At 70.5% G+C, this 20,161-nt stretch carries 18 protein-coding genes and 3 tRNA genes; 3 read left to right on the forward strand and 18 right to left on the reverse strand.

What is annotated here, in order from left to right; translation table 11 throughout:
* Positions 1 to 158 precede the first annotated feature (158 nt).
* Positions 159 to 746: a 3-isopropylmalate dehydratase small subunit gene (gene leuD, locus HF999_RS13040; protein WP_168546296.1), complete on the reverse strand. Its 588-nt coding sequence runs from the start codon at positions 744 to 746 to the stop codon at positions 159 to 161.
* A gap of 29 nt (positions 747 to 775) precedes the next feature.
* On the reverse strand, positions 776 to 2,209 hold the full coding sequence (gene leuC / locus HF999_RS13045) for a 3-isopropylmalate dehydratase large subunit (RefSeq protein ID WP_168546328.1): 1,434 nt from the start codon (positions 2,207 to 2,209) through the stop codon (positions 776 to 778).
* 86 nt (positions 2,210 to 2,295) lie between these two features.
* On the opposite strand from leuC, the gene HF999_RS13050 reads away from it, so the two are divergent.
* Positions 2,296 to 3,018 carry an IclR family transcriptional regulator gene (locus HF999_RS13050; protein ID WP_168546297.1) on the forward strand — a complete coding sequence of 241 codons (723 nt, stop codon included), beginning with the start codon at positions 2,296 to 2,298 and terminating at the stop codon, positions 3,016 to 3,018.
* Between the two features lie 21 nt (positions 3,019 to 3,039).
* On the opposite strand, the gene HF999_RS13055 is transcribed toward HF999_RS13050, so the two are convergent.
* From HF999_RS13055 to HF999_RS13070, 4 genes are all read right to left on the reverse strand, one after another.
* The gene (locus HF999_RS13055) at positions 3,040 to 3,969 is read right to left on the reverse strand and encodes an AAA family ATPase (RefSeq protein WP_168546298.1); all 930 of its coding nucleotides are present in this window, start codon (positions 3,967 to 3,969) and stop codon (positions 3,040 to 3,042) included.
* Between the two features lie 175 nt (positions 3,970 to 4,144).
* Complete coding sequence (locus HF999_RS13060; protein WP_068521441.1) at positions 4,145 to 5,182, reverse strand: aliphatic amidase; 1,038 nt, start codon at positions 5,180 to 5,182, stop codon at positions 4,145 to 4,147.
* Positions 5,183 to 5,237: 55 nt separating this feature from the next.
* Positions 5,238 to 5,852: an AmiS/UreI family transporter gene (locus tag HF999_RS13065; RefSeq protein ID WP_168546299.1), complete on the reverse strand. Its 615-nt coding sequence runs from the start codon at positions 5,850 to 5,852 to the stop codon at positions 5,238 to 5,240.
* A 106-nt stretch (positions 5,853 to 5,958) separates the two neighbouring features.
* A complete protein-coding gene (locus HF999_RS13070) occupies positions 5,959 to 6,312 on the reverse strand; it encodes a MarR family transcriptional regulator (protein ID WP_168546300.1) in 354 nt (117 codons plus the stop codon).
* 141 nt (positions 6,313 to 6,453) lie between these two features.
* Between HF999_RS13070 and HF999_RS13075 the strand changes: the two genes are divergently transcribed.
* Entirely contained in the window at positions 6,454 to 7,500 is a 1,047-nt protein-coding gene (locus tag HF999_RS13075; protein WP_168546301.1) for a substrate-binding domain-containing protein, read from the forward strand.
* Positions 7,501 to 7,564: 64 nt separating this feature from the next.
* Here the strand turns inward: HF999_RS13075 and HF999_RS13080 are convergent.
* From HF999_RS13080 to iolC, 11 genes are all read right to left on the reverse strand, one after another.
* Positions 7,565 to 7,637 (reverse strand) — tRNA-Glu (locus HF999_RS13080).
* Between the two features lie 70 nt (positions 7,638 to 7,707).
* A tRNA-Glu gene (locus HF999_RS13085) sits at positions 7,708 to 7,780 on the reverse strand.
* Positions 7,781 to 7,817: 37 nt separating this feature from the next.
* Positions 7,818 to 7,889 (reverse strand) — tRNA-Gln (locus tag HF999_RS13090).
* Positions 7,890 to 7,982: 93 nt separating this feature from the next.
* Positions 7,983 to 9,497 carry a glutamate--tRNA ligase gene (gltX, locus tag HF999_RS13095; protein WP_168546302.1) on the reverse strand — a complete coding sequence of 505 codons (1,515 nt, stop codon included), beginning with the start codon at positions 9,495 to 9,497 and terminating at the stop codon, positions 7,983 to 7,985.
* Positions 9,498 to 9,595: 98 nt separating this feature from the next.
* Entirely contained in the window at positions 9,596 to 10,618 is a 1,023-nt protein-coding gene (locus HF999_RS13100) for a Gfo/Idh/MocA family protein (protein ID WP_168546303.1), read from the reverse strand.
* A 26-nt stretch (positions 10,619 to 10,644) separates the two neighbouring features.
* Positions 10,645 to 11,589 carry a sugar phosphate isomerase/epimerase family protein gene (locus HF999_RS13105; protein WP_168546304.1) on the reverse strand — a complete coding sequence of 315 codons (945 nt, stop codon included), beginning with the start codon at positions 11,587 to 11,589 and terminating at the stop codon, positions 10,645 to 10,647.
* Positions 11,590 to 11,631: 42 nt separating this feature from the next.
* The gene (gene iolD / locus HF999_RS13110) at positions 11,632 to 13,590 is read right to left on the reverse strand and encodes a 3D-(3,5/4)-trihydroxycyclohexane-1,2-dione acylhydrolase (decyclizing) (RefSeq protein WP_168546305.1); all 1,959 of its coding nucleotides are present in this window, start codon (positions 13,588 to 13,590) and stop codon (positions 11,632 to 11,634) included.
* Positions 13,587 to 14,528, reverse strand: a complete 942-nt coding sequence (iolB, locus tag HF999_RS13115) for a 5-deoxy-glucuronate isomerase (protein ID WP_168546306.1) — start codon at positions 14,526 to 14,528, stop codon at positions 13,587 to 13,589. The genes iolD and iolB overlap by 4 nt, the downstream gene beginning before the upstream one ends.
* A 56-nt stretch (positions 14,529 to 14,584) precedes the next feature.
* Positions 14,585 to 16,093: a CoA-acylating methylmalonate-semialdehyde dehydrogenase gene (locus tag HF999_RS13120; protein ID WP_168546307.1), complete on the reverse strand. Its 1,509-nt coding sequence runs from the start codon at positions 16,091 to 16,093 to the stop codon at positions 14,585 to 14,587.
* A 34-nt stretch (positions 16,094 to 16,127) separates the two neighbouring features.
* Complete coding sequence (locus HF999_RS13125) at positions 16,128 to 17,042, reverse strand: Cgl0159 family (beta/alpha)8-fold protein (RefSeq protein WP_168546308.1); 915 nt, start codon at positions 17,040 to 17,042, stop codon at positions 16,128 to 16,130.
* Positions 17,035 to 18,012 (reverse strand): 5-dehydro-2-deoxygluconokinase, encoded by a 978-nt coding sequence (gene iolC, locus HF999_RS13130; protein ID WP_168546309.1) that lies wholly within the window; start codon positions 18,010 to 18,012, stop codon positions 17,035 to 17,037. Before iolC ends, HF999_RS13125 begins: the two co-directional genes overlap by 8 nt.
* A gap of 280 nt (positions 18,013 to 18,292) precedes the next feature.
* Between iolC and HF999_RS13135 the strand changes: the two genes are divergently transcribed.
* Positions 18,293 to 19,033, forward strand: a complete 741-nt coding sequence (locus HF999_RS13135; protein ID WP_168546310.1) for a GntR family transcriptional regulator — start codon at positions 18,293 to 18,295, stop codon at positions 19,031 to 19,033.
* Here the strand turns inward: HF999_RS13135 and HF999_RS13140 are convergent.
* On the reverse strand, positions 19,030 to 20,064 hold the full coding sequence (locus HF999_RS13140) for a LacI family DNA-binding transcriptional regulator (RefSeq protein ID WP_168546311.1): 1,035 nt from the start codon (positions 20,062 to 20,064) through the stop codon (positions 19,030 to 19,032). The genes HF999_RS13135 and HF999_RS13140 overlap by 4 nt on opposite strands.
* Positions 20,065 to 20,161 lie beyond the last annotated feature (97 nt).

Here is a 20,161-nt window from a genome sequence, read left to right on the forward strand (position 1 = left end):
CCCTCTGCGGTCGGTGGCTCACCGTGAGCCAACTAGGGACACCGTAAACGTACAATTGCATTCAGTCCAAGAGCCACGCCATTTTTGATGGCGGGTGTGTCGGAAAGACAAGCGGCGGCACCGGTTCGATCCGGTACCGCCGCGGGCCGCTCGAGAAGCTAGATCGTCACGGGTTTGTATGCGGGCCTACGGTTTTCGAACGCAGTGATCGCGCCGGCCTGCTGCAGAGTGATGCCGATGTCGTCCAGACCGGCCATCAGGCGGTGTCGGACCGGGTCATCGATCGTGAAGGGGACGACCAAGTCCCCGGCGGTGACCGTCCGGTCCTCGAGGTCGACGGTGATCTCCAGGCCCGGCTCGTTCTCGAGGGCCTTCCAGAGCAACTCGACGTTCTCCTGCTCGACGAGGGCGGCGACGAGGCCGGCCTTGCCCGAGTTCCCCCGGAAGATGTCGGCGAACCGCGACGAGATGACGACCCGGAAGCCGTAATCCATCAGCGCCCAGACCGCGTGCTCGCGGGAGCTGCCGGTACCGAAGTCCGGGCCCGCCACCAGGACCGAACCGCGGTCGTACGGCGGGATGTTGAGAATGAAGTTCGGATCGGTGCGCCAGGCCGAGAACAGGCCGTCCTCGAATCCGGTCCTGGTCACGCGCTTGAGGTAGACCGCGGGAATGATCTGGTCGGTGTCGACATTGGTGCGGCGCAGCGGCACGCCGATGCCGGTGTGGGTGACGATGGCTTCCATGCTCGTTCTCCTTGAACTGCGGGCGGGCGCTACGCGCCGGCGACGGGGGCCAGATCGGCCGGGGCGGACAGGGTGCCGCGAACGGCGGTCGCTGCGGCCACGACCGGCGAGACCAGGTGCGTGCGGCTGCCCTTGCCCTGGCGACCCTCGAAGTTCCGGTTCGACGTGGACGCCGACCGCTCGCCGGCCGCGAGCTGGTCCGGGTTCATGCCCAGGCACATCGAGCAACCCGCCTGGCGCCACTCCGCGCCGGCGTCGAGGAAGACCTGCCCCAGCCCCTCCTCCTCGGCCTGCGCGCGCACCCGCATGGAGCCCGGCACCACCAGCATTCGCACGCCGTCCGCGACCTTGCGACCGCGCAGCACCTCGGCCACGGCCCGCAGGTCCTCGATCCGGCCGTTGGTGCACGATCCGACGAAGACCGCGTCGACCGCGATGTCGCGCAGTGGCGTACCGGCCTCGAGGCCCATGTACTGCAGGGCCTTCGCCGCCGTCTCCTTCTCCCCGTCCGAGCCGAAGGACTCGGGGTCGGGGACCGAGGCGCTCAGGGGCGCACCCTGGCCGGGGTTGGTGCCCCAGGTGACGAACGGGGTCAGGGCGCTGCCGTCGATGTCGACCTCGGCGTCGAAAACGGCGCCCTCGTCGGTGCGCAGGGCGTCCCACGCCTCGATCGCCGCGTCCCATTCGGCACCCTTCGGCGCGTGCTGACGGCCCTTGAGGTAGTCGTAGGTGATCCGGTCGGGCGCGATCAGGCCGGCCCGGGCGCCCGCCTCGATCGACATGTTGCAGATGGTCATCCGCGCTTCCATCGACAGCTTCTCGATGGCGCTGCCGCGGTACTCCAGGACGTAGCCCTGACCACCGCCGGTGCCGATCTTGGCGATGATGGCGAGGATCAGGTCCTTCGAGGTGACGCCCGGCGGCAACTCGCCGCTGACATTGATCGCCATCGTCTTGAAGGGCTTGAGCGGCAGGGTCTGCGTGGCGAGCACGTGCTCGACCTCGGAGGTGCCGATGCCCATGGCGATCGCGCCGAAGGCGCCGTGCGTGGAGGTGTGACTGTCGCCGCACACCACCGTCATCCCCGGCTGAGTCAGGCCCAGCTGCGGGCCCATGACGTGGACGATGCCCTGCTCACCGTCGCCCATCGAGTGCAGGCGCACACCGAATTCGGCGCAGTTGCGGCGCAGGGTCTCGACCTGCGTGCGCGAGACCTCGTCGGCGATCGGCTGGACCAGCGTGTCCGTGGGCACGTTGTGATCCTCGGTCGCGATGGTGAGGTCCGGGCGGCGTACCGGACGACCGTTGAGACGCAGGCCGTCGAAGGCCTGAGGGCTGGTCACCTCGTGCACGAGGTGCAGGTCGATGTAGATGAGATCGGGCTCGCGCGATGCGCCCTCGCCCTCCCCCTTGACGACGACGTGCTGGTCCCAGACCTTCTCTGCCATTGTCCGCGGCTGCATCATTCCCACCTGCTCCATGATCGGGCCCCGACGGTGAGCGCGGGCTGCGCGTTGAATCCCACCATGCGAGAGCCTAGTATCGAACTATGGGACAGGATACCGCACCGACCGACGCCCCCGAAACTCTCACCCCGGTGAGCGGCATCGGCGTGCTGGACAAGTCGGTGGCCGTGCTGCGCGCCGCTGCCGCGGAGCCCGCGACGCTGGCCGACCTGTGCGGCCGCACCGGCCTCCCGCGGGCCACCGCGCACCGTCTGGCCGTGGGACTCGAACTGCACGGATTGCTCACCAGGGACGGGGACGGCCTGTGGCGCCCCGGATCCGCGCTCCGGGAGCTGGCGGCCAGCACCGCCGACGCGCTGATCGATACCGCGGCCATGGTGCTGCCGCGGCTCCGGGAGATCACCGGGGAATCGGTGCAGCTCTACCGCCGCGAGGGCGATCACCGCGTGTGCATCGCGGCCGCCGAGCCGCCCTCCGGCCTGCGGGACACGGTGCCCGTCGGCACGCGGCTGCCGATGACGGCGGGGTCGGGCGCGAAGGTGTTGGCCGCCTGGGGCGATCCGCGCACCGAACCGTCGTTCAGCGCGCGCACCCTCGCGGACGTCCGCAAGCGGGGATGGGCGCAGAGCGCCGGCGAGCGCGAGAGCGGTGTCGCCAGCGTCTCCGCGCCCGTGCGCAACTCCCGCGGTGAGGTGGTCGCGGCGATCTCGGTGTCCGGCCCGATCGATCGCATGGGGCGGCGCCCCGGCGCGCGCTGGGCAGCGGATCTGCTCCAGGCGGCCGAGGCGCTCCAGCGTCGGATCTGACGGGGTCGGATCCGACGGCCGCTACGCGGCCCCCGTCACCCGGCAGGACACCGCGGCACCGTCGACCTCGAGGACCGCACCGATCCTGCTCGTGGTGTCCGCCATGCGGGCGGCGCGGTGGGCGATGACCGCCTCCGCGACGACCGGCCAGGCCTCGTGCCGAATGGCACGGCGCACCGACCGCGCGCCGTAGACCGGATCGAAACCGGTGTCCACCAGGTGCTTCGCGACCGCGTCGTCGATGCTCAGGTCGACCCCGCGCTTGCGCGCCCGCTCGGCGAACTGATCGAGCTCGTGCCGTGCGACGGCCAGCGCGGTGTCGCCGGAGAGCTCCTCGAAGAGCGTGACCTCGTCGATCCGGTTGAGGAACTCGGGGTCGAAGAAACGCGCGATCGACTGCTCCGAGATGCGGTCCAGGCGCCCCTCGAGGATCCGGTCCACGCGCTCGGACGCCGCCGCCGGGAGGACCCGGGTCACCGACCGCCCGGCGCGGTGCCACGCGCGCTCCTGCTCGGCCCTCAGCTCGCGGCTGCCGAGGTTGGAGGTCATGAACACCAGGCAGTTGCGGAAGTCGTAGCGCTGCTGGCCGTTCGCGAGGGTCAGCTGCCCCCGGTCGAGGACGTGCAGCAGTGCCCGCAGCACCGTCGTGTGCGCCTTCTCGACCTCGTCGAAGAGCACGATCCCCGGCATCGAGACCGTGCCCTCGATCCGGTCCCGGTCGAAGACGCTCAGCCCCTCCTTGGAGCCCGAATAGCCCGGTGGCGCACCGGCGAAGGACGCCGCGTAGTGCTCCTGCGCCATCGCGGACATGTCCACCTGGCAGAAGTCGTCCGGGCCGGTCCGCAGCGCGGAGGCGAGTTGCCGAACGATCTCCGTCTTGCCGGTACCCGTGGGGCCGACGAGCAGGTGACTCGCCAGCGGGCGCGTCTTGTCGGTGAGGCCCGCCTGCACGACGGAGAGGGTCTTGAAGATCGACTCGATCGCGTGGTCCTGTCCGAAGACGTTCGCGCGCAGCTGCGCCAGGATCCGCGCCGCGTCGACCCGCCCGGGAGTGGGCGGGGCCGGACGCCCGGCCGCCGACGTCGACCCCCTCGGCGGCCAGGCGATCGGTGATGAAGGGCACGGTCTACGCCTCGCGGGTCTTCTCGGTGGGCAGGGTGCCTACGGGGCAGTCGGCGACGCCGATGGTGTCGCGCGTGAAGGATTCGACCTGCTCGCGCGCGGCCTCGGCATCGGTGACCCACAGCTTGTAGAAGTCGAAGGGGCACTCGGCGACACCCTTGTCCCCCTCGCCGGCGGCGTGGATGCCCGTGTAACCGCGGTGGAGGATCTTGAACAGGTGGTTCTGCGACTGGTCGTGCTTGCGGGCGTCGCGGATCGTCGAGACCGACAGCTGCGCGTACTGGATGCCGTACTCCTCCTCGCCGGTCTCGCCGAGCGTGCGGCCGTCGAAGCCGATGATCGCCGAGTGGCCGAAGTAGGAGTAGACGCCGTCGAAGCCGGCGGCATTCGCGACGGCGACGTAGACGTTGTTCGCCCAGGCCATCGCCTTGGCCATGAGCACCTGCTGGTCCTTCGACGGGTACATGTAACCCTGGCACCGCACCACGAGCTCGGCGCCCTTCATGGCGCAGTCGCGCCAGATCTCCGGGTAGTTGCCGTCGTCGCAGACGATGAGCGAGACCTTGAGCCCCTTGGGACCGTCGACCACGTAGGTCGAGCTGCCGGGGTACCAGCCCTCGATCGGGGCCCACGGGATGATCTTGCGGTACTTCTGCACGATCTCGCCCTGGTCGTTGATGAGGATCAGGGTGTTGTAGGGCGGCTTGTTCGGGTGGTCCTCGTGCTGCTCGCCGGTGATGGAGAAGACGCCCCAGGTGCCGGCCTTGCGGCAGGCGTCGGAGAAGATCTTCGTCTCCTCGCCCGGGATCGCGGCGGCGGTGGCGTACATCTCGTCGGGGTCGTACATGATGCCCTGCGTGGAGTACTCGGGGAAGACGACGAGGTCCATGCCCGGCAGGCCGGCCTTCATGCCGACGATCATCTCGGCGATCTTGTGACAGTTCTCGATGACGCCGGCGCGGTCGTGCAGGCGCGGCATCTTGTAGTTGACGACGGCGACGCCGACGGTGTCCGGGCTCGAGGAGATGTCTCCGTGACGCATGATGGGTACCTTTCGTTGATTCCTGTGCGGAGGGATTGCGGTGCGATGGAAGGGGTTACGCGGGGGCCGGTTCCGGCATCGGCAGCTTCGGCAGGGCCTTGGCCGCCGCGGCGCTCACCACGAGGAGCGCCACGGCGATGACGGCCGCCCACATCGCGGCGGTGCCGCTGGTGGGCCAGTTCCCGCGCCAGATCATCAGTGCGGGCAGGGTGCACGTCAGCTGCGAGCCCAGGAGGATCAGCCACCCGGTGAACGGGGTCAACGCGGTGACCCCGCAGGCGAGGATCAGGAAGAACATCAGCCACATGAACGCCCACACGAACCAGAGCACGCCGAACACGGGGTCGGCGGCGAAGGAGAAGCTGCCGAACACGATCGCCATGGCGGCCACGAAGATCGAGTACCACCCGAGGCCGCGGCCGTCATTGCCCATGAGGTTGTTGACGCCGACGTACAGGTAGGTGAAGCCGAACAGGTAGCTCGCGCCCGCCCCGAAGATCCCGTGGAGGTCACCGTCGGCGGCGACGACCGCCAGCGTCGGGAGGACCACCTGCATCGCCCCGACGAGAAGGTTGAACACGCCCGCCTCGCGGGCGGAGATCGCCCCGAGGAACCAGGCGCCGTTGACGAACAGCACGGCTCCGACGAAGAACAATCCGATTGTGGTCATCTCGACTCCCGATTTACTACCGATTCGGCACTATCTCTGATCGGTAGTATTGGCGAGCCCCGCAGCGCGTGTCAGCGGAATCGGTGAAAAAAGTTCTGGAGAAGACTCAGGAGAGGCGCTCGACGAGTGATCGCCACACGTCACGGCCGGTATCCGAGATCGAGAGCAGAACGCTGCGGCGGTCGCCGGGGGCGGGGCGACGGTAGGCCAGATTGCGTTCGACGAGGCGGTCCACCAGCCGGGTGGTGGACGACGGGGTCGTGCCCGTCCTGGCCGCCAGCTCCCCGACGGTGGCACCCTCGACCGCCGCGAGCAGACGCAGGGCACGGAAGTGCTCGACCGTGAGATCGTGCTCGGCGAGTGCGGGCGAGAGAACGTTCATGACGAGATCGTCGGCCTCGCACACCACGTCGAAGACCGTGCGATCCGGCGCCTCGGTGAGCTCCCTCCGCCCGCTCATGCCCGCCTCCCGAACGTCCGCCGTGCCAGTGCAATACGGTCACTCTAGCGCGAACCCGCCTGCGGGCGAAGCCGCTCGGCGTAGGCTCGCCTGTGCGCACCCGTCTGTGGTGCCGGCACTTCCGATGAGCGGACGCGATCGATGAGCGAATACACCGTGGGGTTGCTCTACCCTCGGCGCGGCCCCGCGGGCCTGTTCGGCCCGTCGTGCCTGAGCTGCACCACCCTCGCGGCGGACGACATCAACGCCCGGGGCGGGATTCTGGGCCGTGAGCTGACGGTGCGCCCGATCGATTCCGCGACGGGGGTCGACAATGTCACGCGGGAGATCGACACCCTTCTCGCCGCGGGCGAGATCGACGCGATCGTCGGCTGGCACACCTCCGACGTACGGCGGGCCCTCTCGGCCCGACTGGATCTGCGGGCCCCGTACGTCTACACCGCGCTCTACGAGGGCGGGGAGTCGACGGCGGGCGTCTTCCTCACCGGCGAGACCCCGGAGGCGCAGATCCGTCCCGCCCTCGAGTGGCTGCGGCGCGAGCGCGGAGTCGGCCGGTGGTGGATCGTGGGCAGCGACTACCTGTGGGCGCGCGGCAGCGCGACGGCGTGCGCGCGATTCGCACGCGGGCTGGGCCAGGACATCGCCGGCATCGCGTTCGTACCGGTCGGCACGCACGACTTCTCCTCCGTGATCGCGGACATCGCGCGATCCGGGGCCGACGGGGTGCTGATGCTGCTGCTGGGCCAGGACGCGGTCGAGTTCAACCGGGCCTTCGCCGCCGCCGGGCTCGACGGCGCCTTCGTCCGCTACTCGCCGCTGATGGACGAGCACATGCTCATGGCCTCGGGCGCCGACGCCACCGGCGACCTGTTCGCCTCCGCCGGATACTTCGACTCGGTCGTGACCTCGGAGTCGATGGAGTTCGGAGCGCACTACTTCGGCAGGTTCGGCGTGGACGCGTGCACGCCTACCTCGATGGGCGAGTCGTGCTTCGAGGGGATGCTGCTGCTGGAGTCCCTCGTGACCACCGCCGGCAGCACGGACGTGCGCGACATCATGGCCGGCGTCGAGCGCGTGCGGTACGACGGTGCCCGGGGCACCATGGGCCTCCGCGACGGCCACACCCGGCAGACGATGTACCTGGCACGAGCCGAGGGCTGCGACTTCGACGTGATCGATCAGCTGTGAGAATCCCGGCCCCATGGCGCTTGACGACGAAAGCCCGGATCCACAGGATCCGGGCTTTCCGCTGTACCCCCGATGGGATTCGAACCCACGCTACCGCCGTGAGAGGGCGGCGTCCTAGGCCGCTAGACGACGGGGGCTAGAACTGTGCCGCTGCGCCGAGGCGCCGCAGCAGTTCGATGAAGGTAACACAGCACCTGCATCGAAACGTACCCCCGATGGGATTCGAACCCACGCTACCGCCGTGAGAGGGCGGCGTCCTAGGCCGCTAGACGACGGGGGCTAGGACACGTCCCCACTCACGCGGGGGCGTTGTCACGCTGGCCTACCAGGACTCGAACCTAGAACAACTGAACCAGAATCAGCCGTGTTGCCAATTACACCATAGGCCATTGACTCTTCCCGAGGCCGTCTCCGACCTCGTTTTGAGCCGCGATCAAGCTTACCCAGCCGCACTGGGAACGCCAAATCGCCAGGTCAATCCCCTACTGGGGCGCAGCACCGTCGGCGGGTACCAGGGCGCGCGCCGCGGCCAGGCGGCCGAGGGTCCGCTCCCGCCCGAGCAGCTCCAGCGACTCGAACAGCGGCGGGCTGATCGGCGAGCCCGTCACGCCCACGCGGATCGGCGCGTAGGCCTTGCGGGGCTTGAGCTCCAGCTCGTCGATCAGCTTGCCCTTGAGCGCGTTCTCGATCGCCTCCGTGGTCCAGTCCGGGACGCCGGCGAGCGCCTCCGAGGCCGCGTCCAGCACCTGCGCGGCGTCGGCCTTGATGTTCTTGGCCGCGGCCGCCTCGTCGACCCGGAACTCCGCCTCGTCGACGTACAGGAACTTCAGCAGGTCCCACGCGTCGGACAACACGACGATGCGGGTCTGCACGAGTTCCGCCGCGGTGGCGAACTCCGGGCCCAGCCGGGCACCGTCGACGAAGCCCCGCTCGACGAGGAAGGCGCGCAGGCGGGCCTCGAAGTCCTCCGGCGTGAGCAGCCTGATGTGCTCGGCGTTGATCGCGTCGGCCTTCTTCTGGTCGAACCGCGCCGGGTTGGAGTTCACCCGGTGCACGTCGAACGCCGCGACCATATCGTCGAGGCTGAACACGTCGTTGTCCGGCGAGATGCCCCAGCCGAGCAGCGCGAGGTAGTTGAGCAGCCCCTCCGGAATGAAACCGCGGTCGCGGTGATGGAAGAGATTGGACTCGGGGTCGCGCTTGGAGAGCTTCTTGTTGCCCTCCCCCATCACGAAGGGCAGGTGCCCGAATTCGGGGGTGCGCTCAGCCACGCCGATCGCCTCCAGCGCCTCGTACAGGGCGAGCTGCCGGGGCGTGGAGCTGAGCAGGTCCTCGCCGCGCAGGACGTGCGTGATCTTCATCATCGCGTCGTCGACGGGGTTGACCAGGGTGTACAGCGGGTCGCCGTTCGCGCGGGTGAGGGCGAAGTCGGGCACGCTTCCGGCGGCGAAGGTGGTCTCACCGCGCACCATGTCGTTCCAGGTGAAGTCGTGGTCGGGCATGCGCAGGCGCACGACGGGGCTGCGGCCCTCGGCGGCGTAGGCGGCCTTCTGCTCCGCCGTGAGATCGCGGTCGAAGTTGTCGTACCCCAGCTTCGGGTTCCGGCCGGCGGCGACGTGCCGCGCCTCCACCTCCTCCGCGGTCGAGTACGCCTCGTAGGCGTACCCGCCCTCGACGAGGCGCCGTACGACGTCCAGGTGCAGGTCCTTGCGCTCCGACTGGCGGTACGGACCGTAGGGCCCGCCCACCTCGGGCCCCTCGTCCCAGTCCAGGCCGAGCCAGCGCAGCGACTCGAGGATCGCGGCGTAGCTCTCCTCGCTGTCGCGGGCGGCGTCGGTGTCCTCGATGCGGAAGACGAAGGTGCCGCCCGTGTGTCGCGCGTGGGCGAAGTTGAACAGCGCCGTGCGCACCATGCCCACGTGCGGCGTGCCGGTGGGCGACGGGCAGAAGCGCACGCGCACGGAGGTGTTCGACTCGGTCGTGGAGGGTTCGGTCACGCCCTCCAGCCTAGTCTCCACGCGCCGGCCGGCCCATCACGCCTGCGCCGTCCCGGGCGCGGCCCCCGGCGCGTTCAGCGGCGCGATCATGCCCGCGCCTATGCGCGCTCGGCGTAGAAGGCCGGCATCTCGGGAAGTTCCACCGGCACCGGGCCGGTCGTCTCCAGGGCCCGGACGCCGGCGGCGCAGCACACGGACACCTTGTAGCCGTCGAACGCCGACGGCCCCGCGATGGTCCCGCGCCGCGCCGCGTCGACCCAGGCCTGCACCTGGCGGTCGTAGGCGTCCCGGAAGCGGGTGGTGTAGTCGGCGTGCTCGGCCACCGAGAACGCGCCGTGCTGCCACATCTGCAGCCCCGCGGGCTCGCCGATGCGGGCCACGCCCTGTTCGAACACGGCCTCGGTCTCCACCTGGTAGCCGAACCGGATCGACACGTTCATCTCGACGTCCACGAGGACGCCGTTGTCGAGCTCCATGAGCACGAGGATCGGCTCGCGCAGGTGCTCGGGGCTCAGCGAGTTGCGCCGCGGGTACTTCACCTCGACGGAGGTGACCACGCCGCCCGCCAACCACGGCACCACATCGAACTCGTGCACGACGGAGTCGTTGATGAGCATCGACTGCACATAGCTCGCGGGCACACTCGCATTGCGGTGGCGCGCGTGCAGCATCACGAGCTCGCCGGCGGGCTTCGCGGCCACGACCTTGCGCAGCTCCTCGTACTCGCGGTCGAAGCGCCGCATGAATCCGACCTGGATCAGCTGCTTCCCGCCCGCCATCTCGGCCTCGACGACGCGCCAGGACGACTCGGGGTCCTGGGTCAGCGGCTTCTCGCACAGCACGGGCAGACCCGCGTCGAGCACCGTCAGCAGCGCGCTCTCGTGGAACTGCCCGGGGGTCGCGACCAGGACACCGTCGACGGTGCCCGACGCGAGCGCCGCATCGAGATCGGCGAATCCGGCTGCGCCGGGGGCGAGCTCGAGTGCCGCGGCACGACGGCCCTCGTCGGGTTCGACGACGGCGGACACGCCGGCGCCCGCGATCGTCGTGGCGATGCGCTTGACGTGGTCGGCGCCCATCGCGCCGGCGCCGACGACGGCCACGCGGAAGTCGTTGCTCATGGGGGTGGTCACTCCTTGCGGGTCGGTCAGCGGGTACGGGTGAGCGGGTGGCAGCCGAAGATGTGCTGCCGCGTGCGGGTCGCGATGCCCGCCGGCAGGTCGATGTCGCAGCCGGGCATGTCCTGTTCGACGATGGCGAACAGGTCCTGGTCGATCTCCAGCGCCGCGGCGATGACGGGCGCGAAATCCGGGATGCCGTTCGGCGGTTCGACCATGATCGCGGAGGCCGCGTCGGCGAACGGGACGTCGTTCTTGAGCACCTCCCAGATCAGGGCCGGGTCGATCTGCTTGAGGTGCAGGTAGCCGATGCGCTCCGGATGGCGCTGCATGAGGGCCACGCTGTCGCCGCCGTAGTAGGCGAAGTGCCCCGTGTCGAGGCAGAGGTTGAGGTAGCGCGGGTCCGTCTCCGCGAGAAGGCGCTCCACCTCCCCCGTGGTTCCGACGTGACTGTCGGCGTGGGAGTGGAACTGCTGCTTGATCCCGTACTCCTCGGCGAGCGCCTTGCCCAGGCGGTCGTGGCCGGCCGCGAGCGCCTTCCATTGGTCGTCGTCGAGGGTGCGCGACTCGAGGGCCTCGCCCGTGAGGTCGGAACGCCAGAGGTCGGGAATCACCACGATGTGCTCGGCGCCCATGGCGCGCACCAGGGTCGCGACGTCACTGACCTGCTGCCAGGCGCGTTCCCACTGGTCCGCGCCCTTGTGGAAGCCGGTGAAGATGGTGCCGCCGGACAGCTCGAGGTCGCGCTTGTCGAGCTCGTCGCGCAGGCGCTCGGGATCCGTCGGAAGGTACCCGTACGGACCCAGCTCGATGTAGTGGTAGCCGGCCTCGGCGACCTCGTCGAGGAAACGCTCCCACGGGGTCTGGCGCGGGTGATCGGGGAACCACACGCCCCAGGAGTCGGGGGCCGTGCCGATGCGGAGCCCCTCGGTGTGCGCGGAGGCGGCGGCGGTCGTGCCCAGGGTGTCGGTCATGCGGTGGTCCTAACGTCGGTTGGTGGATGCGGTGCGGGCGGCTCAGCCGAGGAGGGGCCGCTGCGCCTTCTGTTGATCGAGGTATTCGGCGCGGGCCGTGCCGGTGCTGTCGAGCGTGGACACCTCGGCGACGGGTACGTCCCACCAGCCGCCGCCCTCGGGGGCGTAGACGAAGGGGTCGTTGTGGATCTGAATCACGGTGGGGCCGTTCGCCTTCTTGGCCGCGCGAAGGGCGTCGGTCAGCTGCCCGAGCGAGTCCGGCCCGGGGGCGATGTCGACGACCGCGGCCCCGTAGCTGCGGGCGTTCGCCGCCAGGTCGACGGGGAGGAACTCGCCGCGCTCGAGGTCCGGCGCCGGGACACCGCCGGTCTCGTCGGCGGTGCGGTACCGGGTACCGAATCGCTGTGAGCCGACGGTCTCCGACAGGTGGCCGATCGAGGCGTAGCCCTGGTTCTCGACGATGACCACGATCAGCTTGATCCCCTCGGCTACCGCGGTCACCAGCTCGCTGTTGAGCATCAGGTACGAGCCGTCGCCGACCATGACGACGACATCGCGGTCGTCGCCCGCCGCCAGCAGGCCGCGCTTGGCACCGAGCCCGCCGGCGATCTCGTAGCCCATGCAGGAGAAGGCGTACTCGACGTGATAGCCGAGCGGATCCCGCACGCGCCAGAGCTTCTGCAGGTCACCCGGGAGCGAGCCCGCGGCCTGGACGATGACGTCCGCGGGATCCATCGCCGCGTGCACCGCGCCGATCACCTCGGGCTGGCCGGGCAGGTCGGCGCCGGTGGGTGCCAGCGCGGCGTCGACCACCGCGTCCCACTCGGCCTTGACCGACCGGGCGCGGGCGGCGAAGCCGTCCGGCACGTGGAATCCGTCGAGGCCGGCGCGCAGTGCCGCGATCCCCTCGCGCGCGTCGGCGATGAGCGGCGACTGGGAGCCGTGCTTGTAGGCGTCGAACGAGGCCACGTTGAGGTTCACGAACCGCACCCCGGCGTCCTGGAAGGCGGTGCGGCTGGCGGTGGTGAAATCGCTGTAGCGAGTGCCGATCCCGATGATCACGTCGGCCTGCGCGGCGATCGCGTTCGCGGCCGCCGTGCCGGTCGCCCCCACGCCGCCCAGGTTGAGCGGGTGGTCCCACAGCAGTGCGCCGCCGCCGGCCTGCGTGGTCCCGACGGGGATCCCCGTCGCCTCCGCGAACCGGCGCAGCTCCTCCTCGGCGCCCGAGTAGATGACGCCGCCGCCGGCGACGATGAACGGCCGCTCGGCGCCGCGGATCGCCTCGACGGCGCGCGCCAGCGGGCCGCGCTCGGGCAGCGGCCGGCGGACGTGCCACTGTCGGTCCGCGAGGAACTCCTCGGGGACGTCGAGGGCCTCGGCCTGGACGTCCTCCGGCAGGGCGATGGTCACGGCACCGGTCTCGGCGGGGTCCGTCAGCACCCGCATCGCGGCGAGCGCGATGGAGAAGAGCTGCTCGGGCCGCTGGACGCGGTCGAAGAACCGCGAGAGCGGGCGGAAGGCGTCGGAGACCTGGATGCCGATGTCGTGCGGGTGCTCGAGCTGCTGCAGCACCGGGTCCGCGACGCGCGTGGCGAAGGTGTCGGACACGAGCAGCAGGGCGGGCAGCCGGTTCGCGGTGGCGAGCGCGGCGCCCGTGAGCATGTTGGCCGCTCCCGGCCCCACCGACGCCGTGCAGGCGTAGGTGGCCCGGCGCCGGTGCATGCGCGCGAAGCCGACGGCCTGGTGCACCATCGCCTGCTCGTTGCGGGCCTGGTGGTAGGGCATCAGGCCGGGATCGGTCGCGGCGCACTGCAACAGCGCCTGGCCCACGCCGGCGACATTGCCATGGCCGAAGATCCCGAAGGTCGCCGGCACGGTGCGCTCGCGGACCGTGACCGTACTGCCGTCGTCGGCCCCCGGTACCGGGACCTCGTCGACGGTCCACTGGTGCGCCAGGAACTCGATGAGGGCCTGGCCCACGGTCATCCGCCGGGTGCTCATCGCACGTCTCCTTCGATCGGTGCCGCCGCGTAGGGCAGCCGGGGGTCGGGGCCCTGCGCGGGCCAGGTGTCCCGCAGCCACGCCTGCCGCGGGTCGTCGCTGATCAGCCAGACCCGCTCGGGATCGGGACCGGCCATCACGTTGAGGTAGTAGAGGTCGTACTCGGGCGCCGCCATCGCGGGCCCGTGGTAGCCGAAGGGCACGAGGGCGATGTCGCCGGTGCGTACGAGGGCGTTGGTGTCGATCTCCCCCGCCGCGGACGAATAGGTGACGAAACTCCCGAAGGCGTCGGTCGTCTCGGGCACGGTCCCTGTTGGTAGGCCGCGGGCGGGCGCCGCCTCGAAGTAGTAGATCTCCTCGAGGCGCGACTCGTGGCCGGGGACGTGCTCATCGTGCTTGTGGGCGGGATGGCTGCTCCAGTTCCCGCCGGGCGTGATCACCTCGCACACGATGAGCGCCGCCGCGTCGAGGGTGCCGGGCGTGCCGAAGTTGTGCACCTGGCGGGTGTCGCGGCCCGCCCCGCGCACCTCGACGGGGACCTCCGCCGCGGCGACGTGCCGCGTGGGACGACGCTGCGAGGTCGGGGCCTCGGCGATGGCGACGCGCGCCGGCCCGCGTACGGTGAATCCGCCTCCGGCGCCGACGTACAGGACGTCGGTGGGACCGTCGAAGACGGACGCGCGGCCGGCGAGCGCGACCACGGGTCCGCCGTCGAAGCCGGCGGCAGCGGCCGCGTCGAGCTCGACGGTGACGCCGCCCGCGAGGGGCACGACGATCCGTTCGATGTCGCCCGCGGGGAGGGCGAGGACCTCACCGGACAGGTCCGCCACCCGGATGCCCGTGTGCGCCCAGCCGGGCAGGGATCCGTCGACCACCGATTCCCACTCCTCGCGCGCCAGTGCGCCACGGGGGTGGAACCACTCGTTGGGTGTCGCCACGCCGTTCTCCTTCGCCTGCGGTGAGGTATCGATGCTGCTGCCCGGGCGGGGCCGCGTCAGTCGTTCTGCGGGAATCCCAGGTCGACCCCGCCGTGACTGGGGTCCAGCCAGCGGCTGGTGATCGCCTTGAGCTGGGTGAAGAACTTGACGCCCTCGGCGCCGTGCGCCTTGGTGTCGCCGAACATCGAGTCCTTCCAGCCGCCGAAGCTGAAGGTGGCCACGGGAACCGGGATCGGCACGTTGATGCCCACCATGCCGACCCGGATGTCCTTCTGGAACCGGCGCGCCGCGCCGCCGTCGTTGGTGAAGATCGCGGTGCCGTTGCCGAAGGCGCCGGCGTTGATCAGCGCGACGCCCTCCTCGTAGCTCGCCACGCGGACGATCGCGAGCACGGGGCCGAAGATCTCCTCGGTGTACACGCGGGAGCTGGTCGGCACCCTGTCGATCAGGGTCGGGCCGAGCCAGAAGCCGTTCGCATCGCCGTCGGGGTGCACGTCCCGGCCGTCCACGACGACCTCGGCCCCGTCCTCGAGCGCAATGTCGATGTAGGAGGCGACCTTGTCGCGATGCACCTTCGTCACCAGCGGGCCCATGTCGCAGCCGCGCCGGCCGTCGCCGATCCGCAGCCCCGCCATGCGGGCGGTGATCTCCTCGATCAGGGCGTCGGCCACGGGCTCGACGGCGACGACGACCGAGATCGCCATGCACCGCTCACCCGCCGAGCCGAAGCCGGCGTTGATCGCCGCGTCGGCCGTCAGCGCGAGGTCGGCGTCGGGCAGCACCAGCATGTGGTTCTTCGCGCCGCCGAGGGCCTGCACCCGCTTGCCGTGCGCGGTGGCGGTCTCGTAGACGTACCGGGCGATCGGGGTCGAGCCGACGAAGGAGACGGCGGCGACATCGGGGTGCGTCAGCAGCCCGTCGACCGCCTCCTTGTCGCCGTTGAGCACGGTGAAGACGCCGTCGGGCAGGCCGGCCTCGCGCCAGAGCTCAGCGATCCAGATCGCGGCGGACGGATCCTTCTCGCTGGGCTTGAGCACGACGGCGTTGCCGGCGGCGATCGCGATCGGGAAGAACCACGCGGGCACCATCGCCGGGAAGTTGAACGGGCTGATCACGGCGACCACGCCGAGGGGCTGGCGGGTGGAGTAGACGTCGATCCCGGTGGAGACCTGCTCGCTGTACTCGCCCTTGAGGTGATCGGCCATGCCGCACGCGAACTCGACGACCTCCTGGCCGCGGCTGATCTCGCCGAGCGCGTCGGAGAGGACCTTGCCGTGCTCGGAGGTGATGATCTCGGCGAGCTCGCCCTTGCGGGCGTTGAGCAGCTCGCGGAACGTGAACAGGACCGACTGGCGCTTGGCGAGCGAGAGGTCTCCCCAGCTCTCGGACGCCCGCGCGGCGGAGGCCACGGCGGCGTCGATCTCGGCGCGGTCGGCGAGGGCGACGCGCTTGGTGACGACGCCGAGCGCCGGGTCGTAGACGTCGGCAGTGCGGCCGCTGGTGGAGGGGTACTCGGTGCCGTCGATCCAGTGCGGGACGACGGTGAGGGTCTCGGTGGTGGTCATGGAGAGTGTCCTTCTGCAGGAGTGGCGGGCGGGTTCAGGCGCCGTGCACGAGGGCGGCGGCGGTGTCGACGGCGGCGGTCACGTCGCCGTCGCGGGGGTAGAGCAGGGTCCGGCCGACGACGAGGCCGTGGACGCCGGGCAGGGCGAGCGCCTTCGCCCAGGACGCGTAGACGGCGGCGGGATCGCCGCCCGGATCGCCGCCGAGGAGCAATGTGGGGAGCGTGGTCGCAGCCATCACCCGCTCCATGTCCTCGACCACGGGCAACTTGAGCCAGCTGTAGGCGGAGGTGTTGCCGAGCCCGGAGGCGATCGCCACCGAGTTGATGACGGCATCCGTCGACAGATCGTTGCCGATCTTGCCATCGGTGCGCCGACTCATGAAGGGCTCCAACATGATCGGCAGCTTCGCCGCGGCGGCCGCGTCGACGGCCCGCGCGGTCGCCTCGAGGGTGGCGACGGTGCTCGGGTCGTCCAGGTCGACGCGCACCAGCAGCTTGCCGAAGTCGAGGCCGTCCCGTCGCATCGCGGGGACGTCGTACGCGGTGTACCGGTCGTCCATCTCGAAGGCGGCGCCGCGCAGGCCACCGCGGTTCATGGACCCGACGACGATCTTGTCGTCGAGGAGCCCCAGCAGCGCCAGGTCCTCGATCACGTCGGGGGTGCCCAGCACGCCGTCGACGCCGGGCCGCGAGAGCGCCAGCGCCATCCGCTGCAGCAGCTCGTAGCGGTCGGCCATCGCCATCGCGTCGGAGCCGACGCCGAGGGCCCCGCGGGCGGGATGGTCGGCGGCGACGATGAGCAGCCGCCGGTCGCCGCGCACCACGGGGCGACGGGTGCGCGCGGCGAGCACGTCGGCGATCGCGTCGGGGTTCTCGTGCCGAGCGGCGCGCAGGCGTTCGAAGTCGCCGGCGGCGAGCGGTCCGGCGGTGATCCGGGCGGTGTCAGACATGGTCGTTGTCCCGTTCCTCGATGACGGATTCCACCTCGGCGGTGGTGGGCATGGCGGTCGAGCACTCGCGGCGCGAGGCCACGATGGCGCCCGCGACATTGGCGAAGCGGAGCACGCGCTCGAGCGGCCAGCCCGCGAGCAGTCCGTGGCAGACGGCGCCGCCGAAGCCGTCGCCGGCACCGAGGCCGTTGACGACGTCGACGAAGTGCGGGGCGACCTCGACCCGTTCGTCGCGGGTCTTCGCCAGGACGCCCTTGGGGCCCTGCTTGACCACCGCCAGCTCGACGCCGCGCTCGAGCAGCGCGTCGGCGGCGCGGTCGGGCTCGGTCTCGCCGACGGCGACCTCGCACTCCTCACGGTTGCCGATGGCGACGGTGACGTGCTCGAGCGCCTTGCCGACCTCCTGGCTCGCGATCTCGGCGGAGTCCCAGAACATGGGCCGGTAGTCGAGATCGAGCACCGTGAGCGGCGACCTGCCGCGCGCGTTCCACGCGGTGTGGTGCGCGGAGCGGCTGGGCTCCCGGGAGAGCCCGGTGACCGTGGCCCAGAAGATCCTCGCCGCGCGGATCGCGTCGAGGTCGAGCGCGGCATCGTCGAGCATCAGATCCGGTGCGATCGGATCGCGGTAGAAGTACAGCGGGAAGTCGTCGGGCGGGAAGATCTCGCAGAAGGTCACGGGAGTGTTGAGCCCCGGGACCTCGCCGACGTACCGATCGTCGACGCCGAGCCGGGTGAGCTCCTGATGCACGAACCGCCCGAACGGATCGGCCCCGGCTGCGGTGATGACCGCGGACCGTCGGCCGTACCGGGCCGCGGCGACGGCCACGTTGGTGGCGCTGCCCCCGAGGTACTTGCCGAAGGTCTCGACCCGATCGAGCCCGACCCCGTCCTGCAGCGGGTAGATGTCGATACCCACTCGCCCGATGGTGATCAGGTCGAACGGCGCACCGTGGGTATCGGCGTCAGTCATGTGGGAGGCCCTCCTTAGCCCTGGTCCCGAACGAGACGTGGATCACTCCCGCTCATTTGTCCTGTCAATCTAACAGATGGCGGCGATCTTGTTCAATAGCCCATAACCTGGGGATTCTGCGAGATCGCCGCGATCACCGGCGACGAACACACCCGAGTTTGGAATGAACCCCGCGTCCATATGTGCTGACATACCGCGACCATGGCTGCAAGGAATGATTGTACGAACAAGCATCGATCAGCACCCGCTTTTCGGCGATCGGTGCACTAGACTGCAGCGCATGTCCCCTGCTCCGGTCTCGGTCGAACTGGACCGCACCAGCCCGGTGCCGCTGTACTACCAGTTGGCCCAGGCGCTCGAACGGTCCGTCCTCAACGGCGAACTCGTCCCCGGTGACCGGATCGAGAACGAGATCGACCTCGCCAAGCGGCTCAACCTGTCCCGGCCGACGGCGCGGCAGGCGATCCAGGCGCTCGTCGACAAGGGACTGCTGGTGCGCAAGCGCGGCGTCGGCACCCAGGTGGTACGGAACGAGGTGCACCGCGCCGTCGAGCTGACCAGCCTCTACGAGGACCTCATCGCGGCGGGCCAGACCCCGTCGACCGAACTCCTGGACTACCGGCTCGGTCGCCCCGATGAGGAGATCGCGGACGAGCTGGGGATCGAGCACGACGCCCAGGTGGTGTCGATCCGCCGGCTGCGCAGCGCCGACGGCGTGCCGCTCGCGATCCTCACCAATCACATCCCGGCGGAGCTCGCCCCCGCCCCGGACGAGCTCCTGAGCAAGGGCCTGTACCAGTGCCTGCGCGGCCGCGGCATCACGATCGCGCACGCGCAGCAGCGGATCGGCGCCCGGATCTCCGACGACGACGAGGCCCGGTTGCTCGACGAGCAGGTCGGCGGGGCCGTTCTCACCATGCAGCGGGTGGCCTTCAACGAGTCCGGTACCGCGATCGAGTTGGGCCGCCACGTCTACCGCGCGTCGCGGTACTTTTTCGATGTCTCGGTGTTCAGCCGCTAGAACAGCGCGTCGACACCGGCGAGGTTGGGCGGCACCACGATCTGGACGGCGCTGGGCCGCGGGCGGTAGGGGCCGTCGATCGCGCCGTGGAAGGCCATGACGGCGTGCGCCGCACCCCGGACATCGGCGCGCAGGTCGTGGTGCAGCAGAGCCGAGATCCGGCCGGCCAGCAGTAGTTCGCGGTTCGACTCGGCGAGGTCGTGCCCGATGTACGCGCGATAGGCGCGGCCGGCGTCGTCGAAGGCCGCGACGACGCCGCGATTGCCGCCGCCCGGCGAATAGACCCCCGCGATCTCGGGCTCCGCGGCGAGTACGGCGCTCACCTCCCGGCGGCACACCTCGTCGAGACCGCCCGTGTCCTGGATTCCGACGATCCGGCGCGTGGGATCGGTCCGGCGGATCTCGGTGCGGAAACCCGTCTCCCGCTCCTCCTCGCCCCGGAACAGATGACCGCTGGTCACCACGAGCAGCGCTCCGGGACACCCGCCCGCCCACTGCGCGACGAGGTGCGCCGCCGTCGCGCCGGCCGCGCGGTTGTCCATGCCGACATAGGCGAGCCGCGTGCTCTGCGGGACATCGGTGACAACGGTGATAACGGGAATCCGGCGCGCCGTGAGCCGCCCGACGGCGGCCGCGACCTCCGGGACGTCCGGGGCCTTGAGGACCACGCCGTGACTCCCCCGGCGCGCGATGCCGTCGAGAGCGGAGACCAGCTCGCCCGGCCGCCACGCCTCGCGGACCTGGTAGCGGGCCCGGAACACGGCGGGGCGCAGCGTCGGGAGCTCCGCCTCCAGGGCCGCGCGCGTCAGGTCGGAGAACCGCCGGGGCGTCTCCATGACCAGGTCCAGCATGAACCGGCGCCCGGACAGCCGCAGCTGGGACCGCTGCCGATCCAGGTCGCTGATCGCCTGCCGCACCTGCGCGGCCGTTCCCGCCCGGACACCGGGCCTGCCGTGCAGGACCCGGTCGACGGTGGCCTCGCTGACGCCCGCCTGCTGCGCGATGTCGCGGATCGGGTGGGGGTTGCGCACCGTCCGGCCTCCCTGGGCTGCGGGGCGGGAATGAGGGATTGTTGAGGGATTCGTGAGGTGTTCACGACCCCATCAGCTTGACACCATGGACAGCGCG

It is taken from the genome of Tsukamurella spumae (genome assembly GCF_012396015.1).
GTDB classification, from domain to species: Bacteria; Actinomycetota; Actinomycetes; order Mycobacteriales; family Mycobacteriaceae; genus Tsukamurella; species Tsukamurella spumae.